Raw genomic sequence first — 19,599 nt, forward strand, 5'->3', positions numbered from 1 at the left:
TCACCGGCTCGGTGCAGCAGCCGGTGCAGCCTCCGGTGCCTGCTCGTCCGGGCGGTGCTGACGGATGGGTCCGGACGGAGCGGCAGCGGAAGGCTGCTGGCCCGTCTGGCGTTGCTGAGCTGCGGCCTGCAGGCGGTCGCGGACCCGGAGCGCGCGGTCGGTGTCGAAGCGCTGCTGAACGAAGGCTTCGCCGTAGCGTTCCACGATCTGGACGACCTTGTCGCTGGTGGCGCCTTGGAGGTCGTCCCGGGTGAACAGGCCGGCCGGTGCGGACTTGTCATCGAATCCGAATCGGAGCACGCTGCCGTACTCCGGGTGTCCGGTGACTGCCACGTACAGGTTGAGGGCGCTCATCTTGCTGTGGAGAGTGGGCACGCTGGGCGCGGCCGGGCTGTCCATGAGCTCCAGGAGGTCCTCGCGCAGCCGGTCGGGGACGAGCGGTCCGGGTTCTGTCGGCAGCGACTGGGGGCGCCGCGCGAGCACGCCGCGCAGCACCTGTTCTCCGGTGGCGCCTTGCAGTTCCGCAGCGGTGAACTGGGCGGCGGCGCGAGGCGATGTCGGATCGAATCCGAACTGGACGACCCGTCCATGCCGGGGGCTGTGTGCGACCCGTGCGTAGAGCGGGGCGTCGTCGAGGACGGTGTGTTCAGTGGGTGTTGTGGGAGCGTCTGGGGCGCTCAGCAGGCGCAACAGGCTCAAGCGCAGCTCCTCCCCCTCGGACAGCCGAGGCGGGAGCGACGTCACATTCTGCGGTTCTGCCTCCCCCTCCGGCTCGGGCTCCGGATCCCGCTCCGGCTCGGCGTCAGCTTCGTTCGCGGAGTCCAGCTCACTGTCGGCTTCGAACTCCGAGGCGTCCTCCGGCTCGGGGTCGTAGTGCATGCCGGCGTCGGAGTCGAGTTCGGATGCAGCCTCCAGGTCGGCTTCGAGCTCAGCTTCGATGTCCAGATCGAGGTCCGGGTCCTCTTCCAGCTCGGCCCTCAGTTCGGGAGTCAGTTCGAGACTGACGTCCGGGTCTGGCTCAAGGTCCGTGTCCGGCTCGGTGCCCGTGGGCTCCGGTGCCGCGACCGGCTGCACGGTGGGCCTGGGCAGAGCGGTGGGTTGCGGCTGGGACTCCCCGGCTGCGAGCGGCGCGCGCAGGGAAAGCCGGTAGACGTGCTCGGGCAGCTGGAAGGCGGTGGCCACCAACTTCATCGGAGCTGGCTCAACGTCCGCTCCGTTGACGATCGTGGAATCCAGCAGGTAGGTGCGTTCGCCGCCTCCGTGGGGGTGCTGGTGGGTGACGCGGGCGCGGCCGCGGATCCGAGTGGTGTCGGGTGCCGCAATTCCGGCAGCACCGGTCGGGGCGAGCGGGGTGCCGTCGGGGGCGAGGTCGAACTCGATGACGTCGTCGTCGAGGACGAAGTCCGCCCCGAGACGCAGGCCGATGGGCTCATTGTCTGTGCCTGTGACGATGTCGTCGCCCGGGTGCCGGACGGGCAGGTTGCGGGGCAGGTGCCAGGTGCGGTCGTCGTCCAGGGTGATCGCGACGGTGCCGAACTGGGTGTCAGTGCGCTGGATGACCTCCCAGGCCTTGTCTTCGTCGTCGATCCGCAGCCAGACCCAGTCACCGGGGGTCAGGGTGTCCGCCCAGCGCATGGTGTTCGTGCTCTGCTCGGGGCGCTGAGGCTGGTCCTCGAAGAGGCGCCACATGGCGTCGCTGAGGGAGTTGGCGTTCTCGTTCGCGCGGTCGTGGTGGGCGCGTTCTTCCAGAACCGTGTGGTTGAGGTGGACGAGGTCAGTGGCGCTTAGCCGGGTGCCGAGCTTCGGGTCGCTCCAGTCGATCGGCTCCCCGCCGGTGGTTCGCAGCTCGGTGAGTCGGCCGGCGAAGACGCGGGCTTCCTCCAGGGAGGGCAGGCCCTCCAGCGGCTGCGGGGTGACGGCGAGGTCACGGGCGGCTTCGGGGCTGAGGTAGAGGTCGGGCAGAAGTCCGTCAAAGGGCAGGCCGCTGCCGGCGGGCAACACTTCGAAGGTCTCACCGGTCCGACGGATGGCGAACTGGCCGTCGCCGGTGAGCTCCACCAGTTCGCGGTCCTTGGCGAGTTTGATCAGGTCGGTGCGGCGTCCCGGGCGGAGGCCAGGAATCTTCGCGGCCATCAGGTGGGTGCGGACCTGGTTGAGGGATGCGAAGCGCCGCTGCACCGGGGCATTTTCCGCTGCCGACTTCGGTGTGAGGGGCGTTGCCACCAAGACGTGGCTGGTGGATCGGATGTTCTGGATCTGGTCGCCCGTGGCGGCGTCCAGGACCCGGACCCAGCCGATACTCGCGCCCTTCTCGTCGGCGGATTCCTCGATCCGCACCAGGACGGGAACCTCCAGGGGCTCGAGGTTCGAGCGCAGTTGGGTCGCCTGCGGGTTGTTGACTTCGCCCTTCCACCAGAAGGTGCCGTCCGCTGCGGCTACCTCGCCGAGGACCTTCTTGACATTGGTGATCACGAAGTTGCCAGGGGCTGGCATGGAGGGGTCGGTCTGCTCGGGGGCGGGCCGGGGCGCGGTCTGGGGAGCGGGCGCGGTCAGGCGGCGACCGGTGCTCTTGTAGTACTCCTTCGCGTAGCGTCGGTCCCGCTCGTCCAGGCCCTGGGTGACCAGGACATGCAGGATTGCCTGCTTGATGTCGTGGCCGTGCTCATCCTTCCAGTGGAGGGCCTTCATGGGCAGGGCCCGGAGGGTGGGGTTGGGCATGTCCCAGGGGAAGAGACGACCCTGTTCGTCCCGGATGCTCTCCAGGGCGTCCGCGATCCGGTTGGCGCGCTCTCGGGTCTTGATCTGCTCGCCCCAGGGACCGAAGACCTTGGTGAGCCGGTCCGGTGCCCGCACCTCGTAGCGCTCGGGCGCGACCGTGATGATCGCGAGTCGGCCGCCAGAACTCAGGTGGGTGCCGGCCTCGGGCTTTCCGTGCTTGCGGCACAGCTCAATGATCATCTGCTGGCTGCGCTGGTCCGGGTCGGCCTTGTAGCGGACGACGCTGCTCAGGTGAGCCTTGAGCAGCATGTTGGAGTCGGCCGTGGGGTCGGCCTTCCGCTCCTCGGGAGTGAGGACGAAGCGCGGCGCCGGAACCGGCGCGGGCCCTGCGGGCGCGTGGAGTGGCTGGTCTTCCGGGACTCCGGCGAGGAATCGGCTGAGTGCGACCGCGGCGCCCTCGGGGCTGGCGTAAGCGGTGCCCTCGGCCAGGGCCAGTTGACCGTCAGGGACGAAGTGGTAGCCCTCGACGCTCGCCACGACGGTGCCCAGGCGGGCGCCGTTGCGCAGGACGCCCTGAACGCCACCCGGGTCGGCCGCCTCCAGGGCAAGGTCGGCGAGATCCTGAAGCAAGGCCTCCATGCCGCCGAGCTGTTCGGCGTCCATCCTGCGCCGGCGGCGCTGCTCCAACTCAGCGCGCAGCGCGTCACGCAGCTCGACGGCCCGGACACTGGCACCGGTGTCGCCCTGTGCCGCGTACGCGTTGAGCCACTGGTCCAGGGCCGTGGCCCGGCTTTCGAGCTCAGCGGATGCCATGCTCTGCGGCGGGCTGGAGAACAGCGGGGGCTTCGGAGCGGCCTCGCGCACCACGACGGGTGGCGCCGCGTTCGGGCGGGGTGCTCGCTCGGGACGGTCCTGCAGGGTGACGAGGCGGGTGGCGTCCCGCCATGCCAGCACTTCTTCGAGACCATGGAAGTGGCCGCGCTCGTCTCTGAAATTGTGGGGTCCGACCTCGGCAACCCGGGCCCACTCCCCGCTCGTGCGCAGCAGTACTTCGACACGGGTACCGTCCGGGCGCGGCTCGAGTTCGGCCACGGTCCACCGGTCGGCCCGCTTGTGGTAGGGCGCGAAGTCCTTGCGAAGGGCGCTGAGCTGCGCGGCAGACACCTCGCGCGAGGTGTCCGGCTCCGGGGCGGAAGCCGGGCCGGTCGCCTCCGGCTCCCGGGAGGAGCTGATACCCGGCAGCGCGACGAGCTGGTCGCGGGTGAAGTCCACCGTGCGGCCGTCCGACGTGACGCCGATGAAGTAGTCGCCGTCGGCCAGCTCCACGCTGACGGTGCTGTACAGCTGCTGTGCAGTCGACTGGCCGCTGGTCGCGTGCGCGGGGTGGTGCGGGTCGAGGATGCGGACTTGCTGGCCGGCCTCGAGGGCGGGAAGGGTGCTCGGGTCGGCGGGTATCCAGCCCTCGGGGGCGGGCTGGGTGAGGTTGCGGCGGTCGTGGGCGGCCTGCTCGCCTTCCACCGTGCCGCCCTCGACCAGCGTTTCGAGCCGTCCGCGGAAGGTGGCCTCGGCACCGAGGGTGCCGGAGAGGTACACCGACTGGTGGAGTTGGACTTGGTCGGCGCCGACGGGGTTCCAGGTGATGTAGACCCGCCTGCCGCGGGCTTCGTCACCGACCTGGACCTTGATCAGCTGGTCGGTGCCGCGGGTGTCCTTGGCGATGACCTTGCCCAGGACCGGGGCGAGGGCGGGGCCCGGCTCGTGTCGCTGTACCTCGGTCGTGCCGGGGGCGAGGGTTGCGGGGTTGGGGGTGGGGACGCGCAGGTCGGGCGCGAGGATGAGGCTGCTGCGGATGCGCTCGGCGGCTTCGTTGGTCGCGAATACGGCTTCAAGCGGTTCCTGGCCCTGGTGGCGAATCCAGACGGTGTCCCCGTTGGCACGGTCGACGACGGCCCAGCGCCTGCCGGCGTCCGTGGCCCGGGCGACGACCTCGAACGCAGGATCCTGGGTGGTCGGCGCCTGCCCGGTGGTCGCTGTGGGTTCGGTGGCGTCGGCGGCGGTCGGCGCGTCACCGGTTGCGGTGGCGGGCTGCGCGGCGAGGGCCGTCTCCTCGGTGGGAGCGGCTTCCTGGTCGGCCGCGGCGGTGGTGGGCGGCTCGTGCTGCTCAGCGATGAGCGGGGCTGCGGCGAAGAACGATGTTCCGGTGCGAATTCGGTCGATGTGCTCGCCGGTGGCAGCATTCTCGACGTCGACGACGCCGCGCGGACCGAACGTGAGCCGGACGAGGACTGGTTGTGTCATCGCCGTCTTGCGTTCGGACGCCTTGCCGCCCCACCAGAGGGTGCCGTCCGGGGCGGTCAGGGCTTGGGCCTCGGGTGGCTTGAGCGCCGTGAATGCTTCCCGGTCAGGGGCCGTCTGCGGCGTGTCGTCTGCGGTGGGGGGAGCCGCCGGAGCCTGCTGCTCGCTGGCTTCCGTTGTGCCGACCGAGGCTTCCTCCCTTATGCCGTCGGCGGCGGACGGCGTGTTCTCTACCGCCGGTGCCTGGCCACCGGTGCTGCGCGCGGCGCCGGGACTGGGCACTGGCGTGTCCGGCGTGGCCGTGCCGCTCGGGTGTGATGCCCCCGGCGGCACGAACTGGCCGCTGTTCACGGCCTCATCCAGTTCCTCGTCGCTGGCCATGGGAAGGCGCGGCCGGTTCTGCCCGTCACGGCGGACAATCTGACCGGTGACGACCGGCGCGGTGAGGCCGTCCTCGGTGCGGACGAGCAGCGTGGTGCCGTCGAGGTCCGCGATCTCCCCCTCCAGGAGGCTCTCGCCGTCCTCGCTCCAGAAGGTGACCCGGTTCCCGGGTTCGAAGTCGCTGACCTGCCATGCGCGCAGGTAGATGCCGTCCGGCTCCTTCATCGGGTCGTCGTCGCGCGTGACGTCGAAGATCCAGCCGAGCGAGCCGGCGTCCAGGACGTCGGTGGCGCGGGTGACGGCGACGTAGGCCAGGCGCAGCTGCTCGTCGTCGGGGATCGTGTCCCAGTCGATGCCGCCGCTGGCCGATTCCTTGGGGCCGTGGAAGTCCCCGGCGATCCGGACACGCTCCGACTCCATGCCCTTGGCCTTGTGCGCGGTGGACACCAGGAGGTCATGCGGCGCGGCCTGGTCGACGACCTGCCCGCCGTTGTCGCTGGCAGGGGCGATGTAGTGGTCGGCGATGTACTGCTCGACCCGCTCGCGCAGCCGGTGGCGCTGGGCTTCGGTCGCGGAGGTGGCGGACTTCCTCGGCGGCGGGAAGCTCCACCGCTTGCCGTCGTCGTCCCATCCGAAGCCGACGCCCTTGCTCTTGAGCCACTCCTTCGTGGTGCGGAAGTTGCCGTCTCCGAAGGAGAATTTCACATAGAGGCGCTCGCCGTCGTCTTCGACGAGCGGCCGCGGCATCCGCACGGACTCCAGCAGCGCGTCGAGTTCCTGGCTGTGACGCTCCATCAGCTTGAACATGCTGTCGAGCTGCTTGAGTTCGGGCTCGCTCTCGGCGGTCTCCAGGATCTCGTCCCAGGCCATGCCGTTGAAGCGGGCCAGTTCCTGATGGCTGGTGCGCTCACCCTCGCGCAGCGCCTCCGCGGCTTCCAGGAACTTCCGCAGGTCGCTGAGTCCCCCGGACACCGCGACCTTGCGACCGGCCCGCAGTCCATCGACGGCGCCGAGCACCACTCCTGCGTTGGTGCGGGCGATGAGCATGGTCTCGTCACCCGGGGTGATTTCAGTGATTTGGGAGGCCTTGCGGTCCCAGCCCGCCAGACGCATACGGGTGCCGCCCAGGCGCAGGAAGCGGTTGCCGATGTCGGCGACGGCATCGCCGAAGCGGAAGGTCTGGGTGAGCGTGCAGGTCGCGTCTGCGGGCAGCCGTCCTAGGGCGTCGGTCGCTCCCCGGAAGCCGTAGATCGCCTGGTTGGAGTCGCCGACCGCCACGATCTGGATGCCGGCTTCGCGGACGTTGGCGACGATCGACTCCATGACGGGGTTGACGTCTTGTGCTTCGTCCCACATCAGCACATCGGTGTCGGGGACCCGGCCGGAGAGCGCCCACATCTTGACGGTGTGGTCGAAGGACAGTGGAAGATCGCGGTCCTTGTTGGTCGCCTTCGGGTCGGTGAGGTTGTCCCACATCTGCGCGGCGAGGGGCCGGATCGCAGCGAAGATCGCTTCGCGGTGGGAGAGGGTGTCCGGTAGGTGGTGGGCGGCGAACTCATTGTCGGCGGACTTGGCCCACTCGGTCAGCAGTCGGTTGGCCAGGTACGCGGCCTGCTGCGGGGACAGTGATTCGCTGCCGGCCCGGATCCGGGAGCGCCAGCGCATCCGGTCTGCGAGCTGCTGCTCGTTGAGCTTCGGCCAGTTCAGCCGGGTCAGCAGGGCCTCGTCGACCATGCTGTTGGCGTAGGCGTTCGCGGTGGTCGGGGTGAGCTTCTTGCTGTACTCGCCGCGCTGCTGCGCCTCGATCGCCTCGTCGGCGACCGACCGGTTGAAGGCGAGGTAGAGGATGCGCTTGTCGGGCATGCGCCGCGACAGCATCTTCAAGGTGGTGGACTTGCCGGTGCCAGCCAGGGCCATCACCCGCAGGTCCAGGCCTCGCCGGGCCGCGGCTTCTATGATGATGTCCTGCTCGGCGGTGGGCGGGAACGCCTCATCCGCTGCGGCGGCCGCGACGATCTCCGCCCAGCGGTCATCGCTGTATCCGCCGGGCTTCGCGGGCGGCAGGTCGTCCATGCTGGTGACGGCGCCCTGGGCCTCGTTGGGGTTGAGCCGGTAGCCGTCGGCCCGCTCACGCAGGATCTGCCCACGGGACGGCTCGACCAGGTTGCCCTCGGTGTCGTACTCCGGTTGCGGCACCCAGTCCTCGGCCTCCTGACGCAGCAGGGCCCAGCGGCGCCGCTCGGCGCGCAGCCGGTAGGCCAGCGACAGCGGATCAGTGGCGTCCCTCAACGCCTCGATGATCTCGTCGAGGTCATCGACATCCATCGTGTGGATTGCCATGCCGTGCGCGGCCTGGCCTCGGGTCGGCTGGCCGGCGGAGGGGTGCACGGGTGCGGTGCGCTCTTGCTGGGCTGTCGGTGCCGCGGCGTCCGCTGCCCCGGCGCCGGCCTCGCGTGTTGGTGCGGTGGGCCTGGGCGTGGGCGCGGCCGTCTGTGCCCTGTCGGCGGCTTCGGCTTCCTGCTTGGCCTCAAGGCTCTCGAAGACGGGGATCTCGCGGCCGCGCGCCGACAACAGCGCCCGCAGCATGTTGACCTTCTCGGTGCGGCTCTCGTACGTCAGGTTCATCGGCATGGTGTGCTGGGACGTGCCGTGCTGGCGGTGCGCCACGTCCACCCCGTTGCGCCGGTTGAAGCCGCGCGGGCCGCCGACGACTTCGAGCGCGAAAACGAGCTCGCGGTAGTGCTCAGAGGCACCCCATACGTTGGTGTGGTCGGGGTGGTGCTCGATCCACACGTTCAACCACGTCTGGTTGTCGGGCACGTCGTTGAGTTCGGCGTGCACTTCCACTAGATGACGAACGGAACGCTCGATGGTGTCGTGGCCCTTGATGGGGCTGTCGTCGCCGTACAGGGTCTTGTGCTTGCCCTGGTTGTAGGTGCGGTTCTCGACCGAGCCGATCTTCCGGTTCCCCGGCCCGTACACCACGGTGCCGGGATAGGCGCTGACCTGGTGGTAGTCGGGGAAGCCGGGCACGGGCACGGCGCCCTCGGGCAGTACCCCCTCGGGCGCGGCAGGCGTCTGCTCGAGCCCGAATTCACGGGCACGAGCCACCCGGTCTTCGCCGGTGGCGACCCAGTCGTCGTAGGACTGGACGACCTGGGCGACCGCGCCGGAAACGGTCTCGAACGGGTGCCTCGTCGTGTGGTTCTCGATGGTGGTGGCGGCGTATCCGCCGTCGGGACGGGTGACGACGGAGCCGATGTCTTCACCGTCCAGCAGAACCCGGGCGCGCAGGAACTCGCCGTCGGCCGCGAATTCCCCCACGGTGACGCGCGCCAGCAGGGCACGGGCCACCTCCTGCCCGCCGAGCCGCATGGCGTCATAGAGCGAGACCGGGCTGTCCTCCGGGCGTGCCTGCGCCGGAGCGCCTGGGGTTTCGGACTCGTCCGGCTGCCTCCCCTCCTCTGCGGCCTGCCCGGATGCGCCGTGGTCCGGTCCGGCCGCCTCATCCGCGGACTGGTCATCGTCACGCGGGAGGGTGGCACCCGGTCCGTCGAGGCGCAGTTGGCCTTCCGGTCGGGCCCCGCTGTCCGGTGTGACCGGTGCGGGGGCGCTGTCGGGATCCTCGCTGCGCACCTGCGTCCGGGGCGTGCCGGCCGATACTGGCTCGCCGGGCTGTGGGCCGACGGTGGGGCTCTGTTCGGCAGCGGGAGCCTCCACGGCGCTCTGCACGTCAGCTGTCGGCGCCGCTGCCGCCATCATGCGCGCGGCAGCGGGCTCAAGGTCCTCGAGCTGGGCCGCCCAGAACTCCATCACCTCGATTGCGGCGCGGGCCCGCTCGGGCATCAGGTCCACGCCGTCCGCGCTCGCCGCCTCCGCCAGGTGGGCGAGGGCATCGCGCGCCGCGCTGACCTGTTCGCGGAGCTTCACCAGCGAGGTCGGCCTGCTCTCGATCACCTCAGCGGCGGCGGTCACGGCCTGCCTGGCGCGCGTCAGCTCGTCATGGCCCATGAACGGGAAGGCCACACCGTCGGTGGGGTGCTGCAGTGCCGCGAGCAGGGCGGGGCGTGCCGCGCGCGCGACGATGGTTTCGGGGAGCAGCGCCAGTTCGCCCACGGCCTTGCGCAGGGGCCCGGTCTGCGCCTCCTTCGCGCTGAGGTGGAAGCTAACGGCTGTGCCCTGGCGTGTTCCGTCCACGGTCACCGAGCCGTCCGGGTTCCGGCTGATGCTTCGCACGGTGAATTCCGGGGTCCAGCTCTCCGGCGTGAGGCGGCGGCCCTGCGAATCGGGCAGGCGCACGACTTCTCCGGGCTCGATCTGTGTGAAGGCTCCGCCGCGCCAGCCTGCGGGGATGACTGCGTGGAGATCGTCTTCGCGGTCGATCGCGTACTGCTCCGCGTCTTGCTTGCGGTCCAACGCGCCTACGGCGTTGCCGTCCCGGTCGACGAAGATCCACTTCCTGCTCTGCTTCCGCGTCTGGGGCGGGTGGGGCATCTTGTCGCGGCTGACGACGGCTCCCAGAAGTTCACCGGCCTCGTTGTGCACGAGGCGGCCGCTCAGGCGCTTGAGCTCCTTCTGGTTGCCGAGGATCGCCTGCATCTGGGCACGCCGCTTCTCCCTGCCGGCGAGGACCCCCGACACTCGCTCCCGCTCGGTGGCGATCTGCGCGCGGCGAGCCTCGACGAAGGGAGCGTGTGCGGCCTCGGCCAACGGCAGTTCCAGCCGGGCCTGCTCGGCTTCGAGGACTGCAGGGGCCGCACCGCGCAGGCTGATGCTGCCGGGGCGGGCCGTGGTGATCTCACCGACCGGGTCGGCGGCGGTCAGCAGCTCCTGGCCGCGCCGGCGGGCCAGGACGTCGCTGTAGAGGGCGGTCTCCAGCTCCGTGCTGAGCTGCCCGGGCTGGACATCGGTGACGGTGTGCCACCAGCTGTGCGAGCCCTTCAGGAGGACCTGGTCCCCGGCTTGAAACTCGAGCGGGCTCCAGTCCCTGCGTTCGGTCTCGGTGAGGGCGTCGAGTCCGCCGCGCCGGTCGTTGTCGAGCTCGGGCAGGGTGGTGTCGGCGGGTGCGCCGTCGCGGTTGTAGTGGACGGCGATGGAGCGGCCGTGCTTGAGCATGCGCCGCACGAACAGGCCCGTCTTGTAGGCCCGTGTCTCCGGGCGAGTCCCCTTCCGCTGGACCCAGGCGTTAGCGCTGGGCATCGGGATGAAGTCCTCGGCTTCCAGCGCTGCCCGGGCATCCGTGTCGCTTTCGGCGACACCGAAGACGTAGGTGCGGGTCTGTTCTCCGTGGTCACGCTCGTGGTGGATCCACACCACTTCCGCGGGCCTGGGCCCGGTGACGAGTGCGGCCTCCTGCAGAGCCTGGTGACGTTCGGCGATCTTCTTCGCACTGGCGGACGGAGTGCGTTCGCCAGGCATGTAGTCGGTGCCGACCACGATCGTCCACTTGACGGCGCCACTCGAGCCGTTGGGGCCGCGCCCGTGCCCGATCTGCTCGGTCCCGTAGCCCACGGTGATGCGCTCGACGTCGTCGCGGGCGCCCTCACGCGGAGGCTCCAGACGCCACCAGTAGCCGGGCGTGCCCGCAACTTCCTGCGCGTCGAACGGCATGTCGGGGCTTTCGTCCGCTTGCCCAGCAGACGCGGCGGCAGGAGTCCCGGCCGCGGGCGCGGCGGCCTGCTGCTGGGCCTGGTGGCGTGCGGCGAGCAGCTTCGCGCATTCCGACGACGTGTGCCCGCCCTGCAGCAGCTCGGTGTCGTCGGGGATCGTCCAGCCGGTCCTGCCCTGCCACCCGGGCCCGTGCGCCTCACCGATCGTTGTGTCGCCGAAGCCGACGGTGACACGCTCGGTGGTGTAGCGGTCGGTGGCTCGTGGAGGCTCCAACCGCCACCAGTAGCCGGGCATCCCTTCGACGTCCCGAGTGGTGTAGCGGCTGTCGGCCGTCGGGGCCGGCGTGGCGTCCGGTGCGGCGGCGCTGCTCGAGTCGGCGGACGAGGTGACGACCTGATCTGCAGCCTGCGTGGCGGCCTGTTCGGCAGGCTCGGGGGTTTCCTGTTCGGCCAGGGCGGGGACGGCCTCGTAGCGGCGCATGGCGTTGAGGGCATCGTCCACGGTCGGGTGTACTTCGCCACCGCGCGGTCCGGTGCGCCCGTCGGGCCACCAGGCCCAGGACCGCTGCTTGTCGACGGCGTACCGGCCCTTTCGCAGCCCCCATTCCAGGCCGAACTTCCAGTGCCCGACGGTGGTGTGGGCTTCCAGGACGACTTTGAACCGGTCGGTGCTGTAGCTGCCGGGGATGGTTTCGCGCGTCATGCTCCACTCTCGGGCCTGGGCTGTCCTCCAGAGCTCGTCGACAGTGGCGGGCACCGGGTAGTCGGGCTCCCAGACCCCGCCCTCCGTCACCGGTATGTCGTCGCCGGGTGCGGGGATGGTGGTCATCGATGCCTCCGGTGCCAGGGCCGCCGTCTCGGGCGTCGGCGCAGCAGCAGGTTCGGGTGCGGGGGTGGTGCGGCTGTCGGCGAAGGCGCGCAGACGTCCGGGCATCTCGTGGGCGTGTCCGGCCAGCACGCGCACGAGTCCGTAGAGGTCGCTGGAGTGCTGCTGCTCGTTCTCGAGCTGGGTGCGCAGCGCGGCCACGGCGGGGGCGAGGCGCTCGATGGCGTCGGCCTTGGTGCGGATCTGGCTGTCGTCGAGCTGGATGCGGTCGTGGGCTTGGACCTGATCCAGTGCGTCCAGGACGCGGTTGAGGGCGGGCTGTTGGGTGTAGGTGAGCGGCCAGGCGTGGCGGGCGGCGGTGCGCAGAGCGGCAGGGACGCCTTCGAGGTCGGCGAAGGCCCAGGACACTCGCATCTCGTCGGGGTAGGTGGGGTGGCCGGGCAGCGGCTGGCCGGTCTCTTGGGCCCAGACGCGCAGGGCGTTGAGGACCGCGTGGTGGAAGTTGTCCGGCCCGTACGGCTGCCGGGGCAGGATGGTGAGCGGCTGACTGGTGTGGCCGGGCAGGTGTTGCCCCATCACGGTGTGCCAGCCCGAGCCCTCCTTGACGAGGGTGGCCACGATGGTGTCGTCGGGGGCTCGCAGGGTGTAGGCAGGGCCGCTCCAGATCGCTTCCTGGACGACGGTGTAGCCGTCCGCTCCGGGAACGCGGTAGCACAGCCGGTCGGGGTGACTGGGGTGGGTGGTCTGCTCGTAGGTCTGGTTGCCGAAGGCCTCGTACTCGCCGAGCGGCTCCATGGAGTGTGTTGCCAGCGGCCGTTGGCGCGGGTCGGGGTAGCCCAGGCGCGGCATGAGGAACGGGTCCTCGTGCCAAAGTTCCATCGCGGTGGGGAACACCTGCCGCCACGCTCCGCTCCACGCGGTGGCGGCCGTCTTGTCGGCGTGCTGGCGGGATTCGTCTGCGAGCGCGGCGAAGACGGGGTCCAACTCTGGCGGGAGGACGTCACGGAGGTCGGGGTTCTGGGTGGCGCGGGCCAGCATCAGGGTCGAGCGGACGACCTCAAAAGGCATGCTGGGGCCCATGGCCCGTGCGGCCGCGATCGCCTCGCGCAGCTGCCAGGTGCGCGGGTCGGCGGCCGGCCACTGCGGATGGGCGGTCAGCGCCCATGCCGCGGTGATCACGTCCTTGGAGGCACGGGTGAACTCCTCAAGGTTGGCGTAGGGGCCGTCCTGCGGGGAGGCGGGCTCCAGCTCGAACAGCGAGTCCGCTTCCGGCTGTGCGGCGGGTGCCAGGTAGCGGTTCCAGGACGCGGCCAGGGCCTGAGGGGTCGGCGCGCCGGCGGCTCGCAATGCATCCCAGACCGCCTCTTCGGCGTTGCTCAGCCGGCTCCGGTCGGCACTGCCGTCCGAGGTGGCGGCGACGGCGGCGACGTATTCCTCGTCAGCTGCGAGAAGTTCGCGGCGCGTCTGGTCGCTCAGTCCCAGCTGGACCCAGGCGGGCAGTTCCTCCCAGCGCATGACCGTGCGGAGCGTGGGCCGGGTGCGGCTGCCTTGGGTGGTGATCAGAATGCCGTCGGGGGCGGGGTCGAGGCGCCCCAGGGCGCGCAGATCCTCAGGGAGGTTGGGTCCTCCGAGCCAGATGCCGTAGCCGGAGCCGACCAGTTCGTCGCGCCAGGCGCGCCACTGGGCGGGCTCGTCCATCCGCCGCACGAATGCGGCGAGTCCTGATCCGCGTTCGGTGGAGGGCAGCACTCCGTAGCGGCTGATCATGGTGCGGATGACGGCGTGCTGCTGGGCGAGGACGAGGCCAGGCACGGCCCAGTCGGCGACCTCAACACCCTCAGGTACGGCAGGGCTCTCGGGCTGCTGGCCCGGGGGCGTGGAGGCGGCGGCCGGTGCCGGCTGTGCCTGCGTGCCGGTGGGTCGCGGCGCACCGTCGAACAGGGATTCCCAGGCGTCCGAGGTGGCGGTGGCCCGCCACGCGGCGGTGAAGGAGTCGGCTGCCTGCACCAGCTCCGACAGTGCCTGGGCGGCGTCCTCGGGCATCGTCCTGTCCTGCCAGGCGCTCTTCACGGCGGTGACGGCCGCGTGGACGCCTTCGACGGCCGCATGGAAGTCACCGGGGTTACGCAGAGAGACCTGAGTGAAGGGCGTCAGGGCATCGCTCAGCGCCGTCTCCGGGCCCGCCTGGCTAGACCGTTGCTCGAAGTGGTCCGTACGGGCCAACGCCCGGATCGCCTCGTTGAGAGCGCGGCGCGGCGCGCTGATCTGCTTGCGGTGGGTGAACGCCGTGACGGACACCGGCTGTTCGCCACGGGAACCCTCGGTGGGCTGTTCGGGTTCGTCGTTGCCGCCGGGCGCGGGAGGCGGCAAAGTGCCGTGTCCGGCGCCGCCGCCCGCCGGTGGGAGGGCGCTCTGCTGGTCGTCGGTCGCGTCGGGGACGGCGTCGCGCTCGGCACGCGCCATGTCGCTGGACGCCGCGGGACGGGCCGCCGGCCGGGCGGCCGGGCTGTTCGTCTGGGCCGCCGCGGGGGCCGGGGTGGGTGTGTGGTCGCGGGTGCGCTGTTCCTCCTCCCAGGTGGGACGGGGGTTGGCAAGTTGGGTGCGAGCCAAGTCGTCCCGGCCGCTGGCGTAGTCGTGCAGCAGGTGCTGCAGCGTGGCGGCGAGGCCGTGGACGAAACGGTCGGCGCCTGGCCCGTGTGCCTCGACCAGAGCGCGGTCGAGGTCCTCGTTGGAGCGTGCGCCATCGCGCCTAAGGAGGTCGAGCAGGCGGTAGGCGGGGGTGTTCTGCAGGGTGTGGCGGCGGGCTGACTGGTCCAGGATGCCGGGCGGGTTGCTGGCCAGGGAGAAGTCCTGGTCGAGCACGGTCAGTTCAGCGTCTAGGCCTGCGAGGTCGTCGAGGTCGACCAGGCCCGGATGCCGGTCCTGTCCGGCGGACAACAGGTCGGTGAGCTGTGTGTACAGCGGTCGCAGGGCCGCCTTGACGGCGGCGAGGCGCACCGCGGCGGGCCGGGTGGTGTGAGCGGGGCTGTCCGGTCCGATCGGCACCGCGCCCTGGGGCCAGCGCACCACCACGCTGCGCTTGCCGAGACGTTCGGTGGTGTATCCGGCACGCTTGAGGTCGGCGTCGAGGGTGAAACGCCCGGTCGCGATGACGGCCGCGGTGGCAGCGGCACCGGGGAAGTCTCGTTCGGTGGCCGGACGCACCTGGAACGTCTCGGTGGGGTCGGTGCGCCGGCGGCGGGCGTCCAGGATGGCGTGGACTTCGGTGGCAAGGTGATGGCGTTCGGCGTCCAGGCCGCGGGGCGGGGTGACGGTGACGTGGCGGGCCTCGCCGCGGTGGGCGCTGCGCGGGTTGTCCTCCTCGACGATGACGGGCTGCCAGCCCAGGGTGTGCAAGCTCCAGATGCGGGCGTCGCGCTCATTGGGCGCCTCGAACGGCATCATCGTCAAGGTGATGGCAACGGTGCCGTCCAGTTGCGGGGCCAGCGTGTATCCGCCGCCGCCCCATGCGGCGGGCACCAGCCCGCTGGCTTCCAGGACCTGAGCCAGCCTGCGTTCGGCTGCGGTGACGGTGCCGGTGGGCGCGGTGGCCGGGGAGGGCGGGCACAGCGGGGCCTGCTCACCGTCGGGGAAGATCCGGGGCTCGTCGGCGGAGGCGACCCAGTCGGCTGCCAGCTCCTGCGCCGGCGCCACCAGCGCGGAGATGACCTCCTGGGCGGCTTCGGGGAGCTGGTGGTGCGCGGCGCGCTCGGCGAGGTAGCGGGCGGCCCGGGCCACATCGAGGGTGGCCCGGTAGGCATCGCCTCGCATGTCCAGCTTCTCGTCGCGGGCGAGGATGCGCGCAGGGCGGCGCAGCGCCGCCGCGCCGAGATCGTCGGTGTGCGGGCTGGCGAGCTTCTCGCGGACCGGATCCAGCGCCAGGACCCGTTCGATCTGGTCCAGCAGCGAGGCGCGCCGGTTACGGAACGCGGTGATCGACCGGCGCACCATGCCACCGGGAAACTCGCGGTGCAGTGCCGCGGCGACGGCGGCCGGGCGGGCGGCCCGAAGCGCCTGCCACCATGCGGCGAGCGGCCCGTCGCCCAGGATGTCTCCCCCACTGCGGGCGATGACATCGGTGAGCAGGGTGATCTGCGCGGCGGGCAGATCCTCATGCCACGCGGTGCTGTACAGCCATGCGACCGCGGCCTGCCGGGCGGCCTCCGGCTCGGCTCCGGAGTCGGCATGGGCGGCGAGCTCGGCATCGCTTTCGGCCCGGCGGCGCAGTTCGAGCAGCGCAAGCTGGAGACGGGGATTGGCGTCCCGCTCGGTGGCGGCCAGGTTCCCGGCGTGCGTGGAGGCAGCCTGAGCCGCGGCCTCGAGCGCACTCCCGTCGCCGACATGGTCGAGGCGGTACAGATGTGCCTGGCCGCGGGCCTGTTCGGCGAACGCGGCCAAGGCCGGGTGATCGCTGTAGACGATGCCGTGCTCGCGTGCCTGCATCAGTTGGGCGAGCACGATGGGCGCATGCCCGTGGGTCAGGGGCCGCTGGCCTTCCAGCACGGCGGCGTGTACCAGTTCCAGGAGGTTGTCCTGGGCGGCGAGCGCTTGAGCGGCGTCGGTGTAGGGCTGAGCGCCCTGCGGCACGGGCTCGCTCTGGGCGGCCGGTGCCGGAGGAGTGGGTGCGCGGTGCGCGGAAGCTCCGTCGGCGGCCAGGGTGAGCAGGTGGCGGCCGAGCCGGTCGACGTGGTGGCGTGCCAGGTTGTGCAGCGCGAGCGCGAAGAAGCCGCGCTGGGGGCCGCTGTTGTTGAGCACGGCCTTGGCTGCGGTCGCGATCTTCTGGTGGCGGTGGAGCTCGCCGGCGAGTCCGCCGACGTCTCGGTGCCCGTCCCGCAGGCGGAGGGCCGCCGCAAGGTCCCGGTTGGCCTCGATCGGCATGTTGTCGTCGAAGGGCAGATGGTCGAGGAGGTAGGCGAGCGCGGAGATGCGTTCCTGGTCCTGCTGCATCTCCTGGGCCGGGTAGGTCTCGCCCGTGGTGCTGAGGCGGTCGGGCACCAAGTGCTCGGCGAGCCGGTCGGCGGCCTGCCCCACCAGGCGCAGGGCGTGGTGGGCGGGCTGCGCCGTGTGGCGCCGCCCGCTGTGCCGCCCGATCACTTCTTCGACGCCGCGGAGCGTCTGGGCGCTCTGCTTGGCCAGCTCGCGTGCTTGGGCGGCTCGTTGGTGCCAGCTGCTGGCGCCGCCGATGAAGGGCAGGGCCTGCTCGAAGGCGGTGATCTTCTCGTTGTCTGTGAGGACGGTACGCAGGTGGCGCACGGCGTCCTTGTGCAGAGCGTGAAGCGCGGCGCCGGCCTGGTCGAGTTCTGCTTCGGTGGTGATCGGCTCGGTGAGGGTGGTCTGGAAGGTCTGGTTGCGCTCCTCCAGCGGGGCGCCGATGGGGCGGCGCAGTGCCAGGCGCATGGTGTCGCCGGCCGTCTCGCCCACTGGGGTGAAGATCTGCGGCGCGCTGTCGCTTCGGGTGATGGTGAGGACGCCGTTGTCCCAGACCGGGTTCTGGGTGCTGGTGCGCAGGGCTAGGGCATACAGCTCGGCGGCTGTGTAGGTGACGGTGTCGTCCCAGGTCGGGGAGCCGGCGGTGCGCATCAGCTGGGAGGCGGGGAGGTGCTCAGCGATGGTCTGAGCGAGGACTCGGGCGTGCTGCTGCTCGCCGCTGTCGATGCCGCTGGGCCAGGTTTCCTCCCCCGTGGCCGCCAGGGTTTCGGCGGTGACGTGCATGCGGGCGGCGTGCTCGTAGGCGGCCGAGGCGAGCGCGCTGATACTGCGCTCGTGGATGCCGTCGTCTTCGAGGCGTGCCTGGAAGGCATGGGCGAGGTCGACGAGCGTGCGGCACCAGCGCGCGGCATCGGGGCGCATGCCGATCTGCTCGGCGGTCGCGTCCTGCCACAGCGCGATGGCCGCTTCGTCGGCGATCTCCTTGACCGCCTTCTCGCTGACGTACTGCTGTCCGCTCCAGGTTCGCGTGAACTCCCCGAGCGCGGCGACGAGTTGCAGGGTTCCGGTGCGGGCGGCGGCCTGGTCGGGGTAGGGGTCCTCGGCATCCCCCATGCCCTGCGGGTCCGGAAGGTGCCAGGCGGCCAGGGCGGCCGCGGGGACCGGAGCACCAGGGGCGACGGCGGGGGCGTTCGCGGCATTCAGTCGCGCGGTGACTTCACTGACCAGGTAGGTGTGCAGGTGTTCGGCGGCGGTGGTGGGCGCGTCGTCTGCGCCGAAGTACAGCCGCAGCAGTCCGGCGGGGACGTGGTCCTGCATCGAGGCGAGGGTTTCCTCGGTGAAGCGGCTGATCAGGTCGTCCGGGTCATCGCCCAGGCTGCCGGTCAGACGCAGACGCAGGGCGATGTCGCTGCTGGCCGCGTCCGCTATCTCGGCCACCTGTTCGGCCCACGGCTGCCACGGGCTGGGCAGGTCGGTGCCGGCGGCGGGCAGCGGGCTCAGCTGGCCTGCCGCGTTGGTGGGAGCGGCTTCGCGCAGGGTGTGCCACATGGTGCCGAACAGGCCGACGAAGTTGCCCGTCGGCCCGATGTCGCTGTGCAGGACGCGCCGCAGGCGGGGCGACATGTCCGGCTCGCGCTGTTCCAGCCACGCCCACAGGGCTGGCGCCTGGGGCATCTCGGCGGTCGAGGAGGCGTGGTAGTGGATGGTGGACAGCAGCTGTTCGTCGGTGCAGGCCTGCTCGGTGAGGGCGGCGACTTCCTGCTGGAGTTGTGGTTCGGCTTCGTCGACGAGGCTCTGGGTGAGTTTGGCGTGCCGGGCCGCGGTGCTGGTCAAGGTCATCAGCAGGTCGCCGTGACCCAACTGGCCCTCTTCGGACTGCTCGTGCCATACCTGTCGTGTCAGCTCGCTGATCTGATGGCACAGGGCGGGCAGGGCCGGGGAGACGCCTGCGGCCGGGGCACCGTGCTCGCCGGTCAGGTGCTCCAGGAGACGGAGCAGGGTCCGCTCGCCGGCTGACTCGTCGGGCGTCAGCGCGCCGGATGCCGTCGCCCGCTGCGCGAGCCGGATGAGGTAGTTGTGCCGGGCGGTGAAGTCCTCGTGGCTGGTGGGGGGATTGGCTGGGTCCAGTTCGGGCCGCGTCAGTTGCAGGATGCCGCTCTGGCGCGCGGCGGCCGCGGCGAGGGCGGGTTCGTTGACGACGGTGGCCGTCCACTGCCGCCACACCTGTGTGGCCACACTGTCCAGCGCCTGCCAGCCGAGCATGCGGTCGGAGACCTCCGCGGCCCGCAGGCGCGTGATGTCAAGCACCTGGTCCAGCAGGGCGACCCAGCTGGCGGGGGTCGCGCCGGGCCTGGGCGGATCCAGCAGGGCGGACAGTGCGATGACGGAGTGCCGCTCCTCCGAGGGGAGCTGGTCGAGCGGGCCGACCTCTTCGGTCCACTCGCGCCAGGCGGCCTGCAGGTCGGCCAGGGCGATGACCGCCTCCCGCGGGCTCGTGTAGGCGGTCTTCCCGGCGGCTTCGCGCAAGGACGCGCGGCGGATGTCGGGCATGCCGCGGGCGGCGGCGCGAGTCAGGTAGTTGTCGCTGTGCCGCAGCAGGGTGGTGAGCTGGGTGAGGGCCTGGTGCGTCGGGCGGGCCTCGCCCTTGTCGGTCAGTTCGCCGTGCAGGAGCAGCATGTGCTGGTGTGCCTCGGACATCGCCTGCCAGTGCTCTGCCGGTCCGCCGTTCCCGCCGGGTTCGGGCAGGCTCGCGGCGGCGTCAGCCAGGGTCTCCTCGGTGGCCTGGGCGTGCCATGGCGTGAC

General features: G+C 71.1%; 1 protein-coding gene (cut by a window edge). It reads right to left on the reverse strand.

What is annotated here, in order from left to right; all coding sequences use genetic code 11:
- A protein-coding gene (locus tag ACFQ9Z_RS35855; RefSeq protein WP_383030023.1) for a UvrD-helicase domain-containing protein crosses the window boundary here: on the reverse strand, positions 1 to 19,599 show its 3' portion. 9,099 nt of this gene lie beyond the right edge of the window; only the last 19,599 of its 28,698 coding nucleotides appear in the window; the start codon falls outside the window, past its right edge; its stop codon occupies positions 1 to 3.

It is taken from the genome of Streptomyces sp. NPDC056580 (assembly GCF_042793175.1).
Taxonomy (GTDB): Bacteria; Actinomycetota; Actinomycetes; order Streptomycetales; family Streptomycetaceae; genus Streptomyces.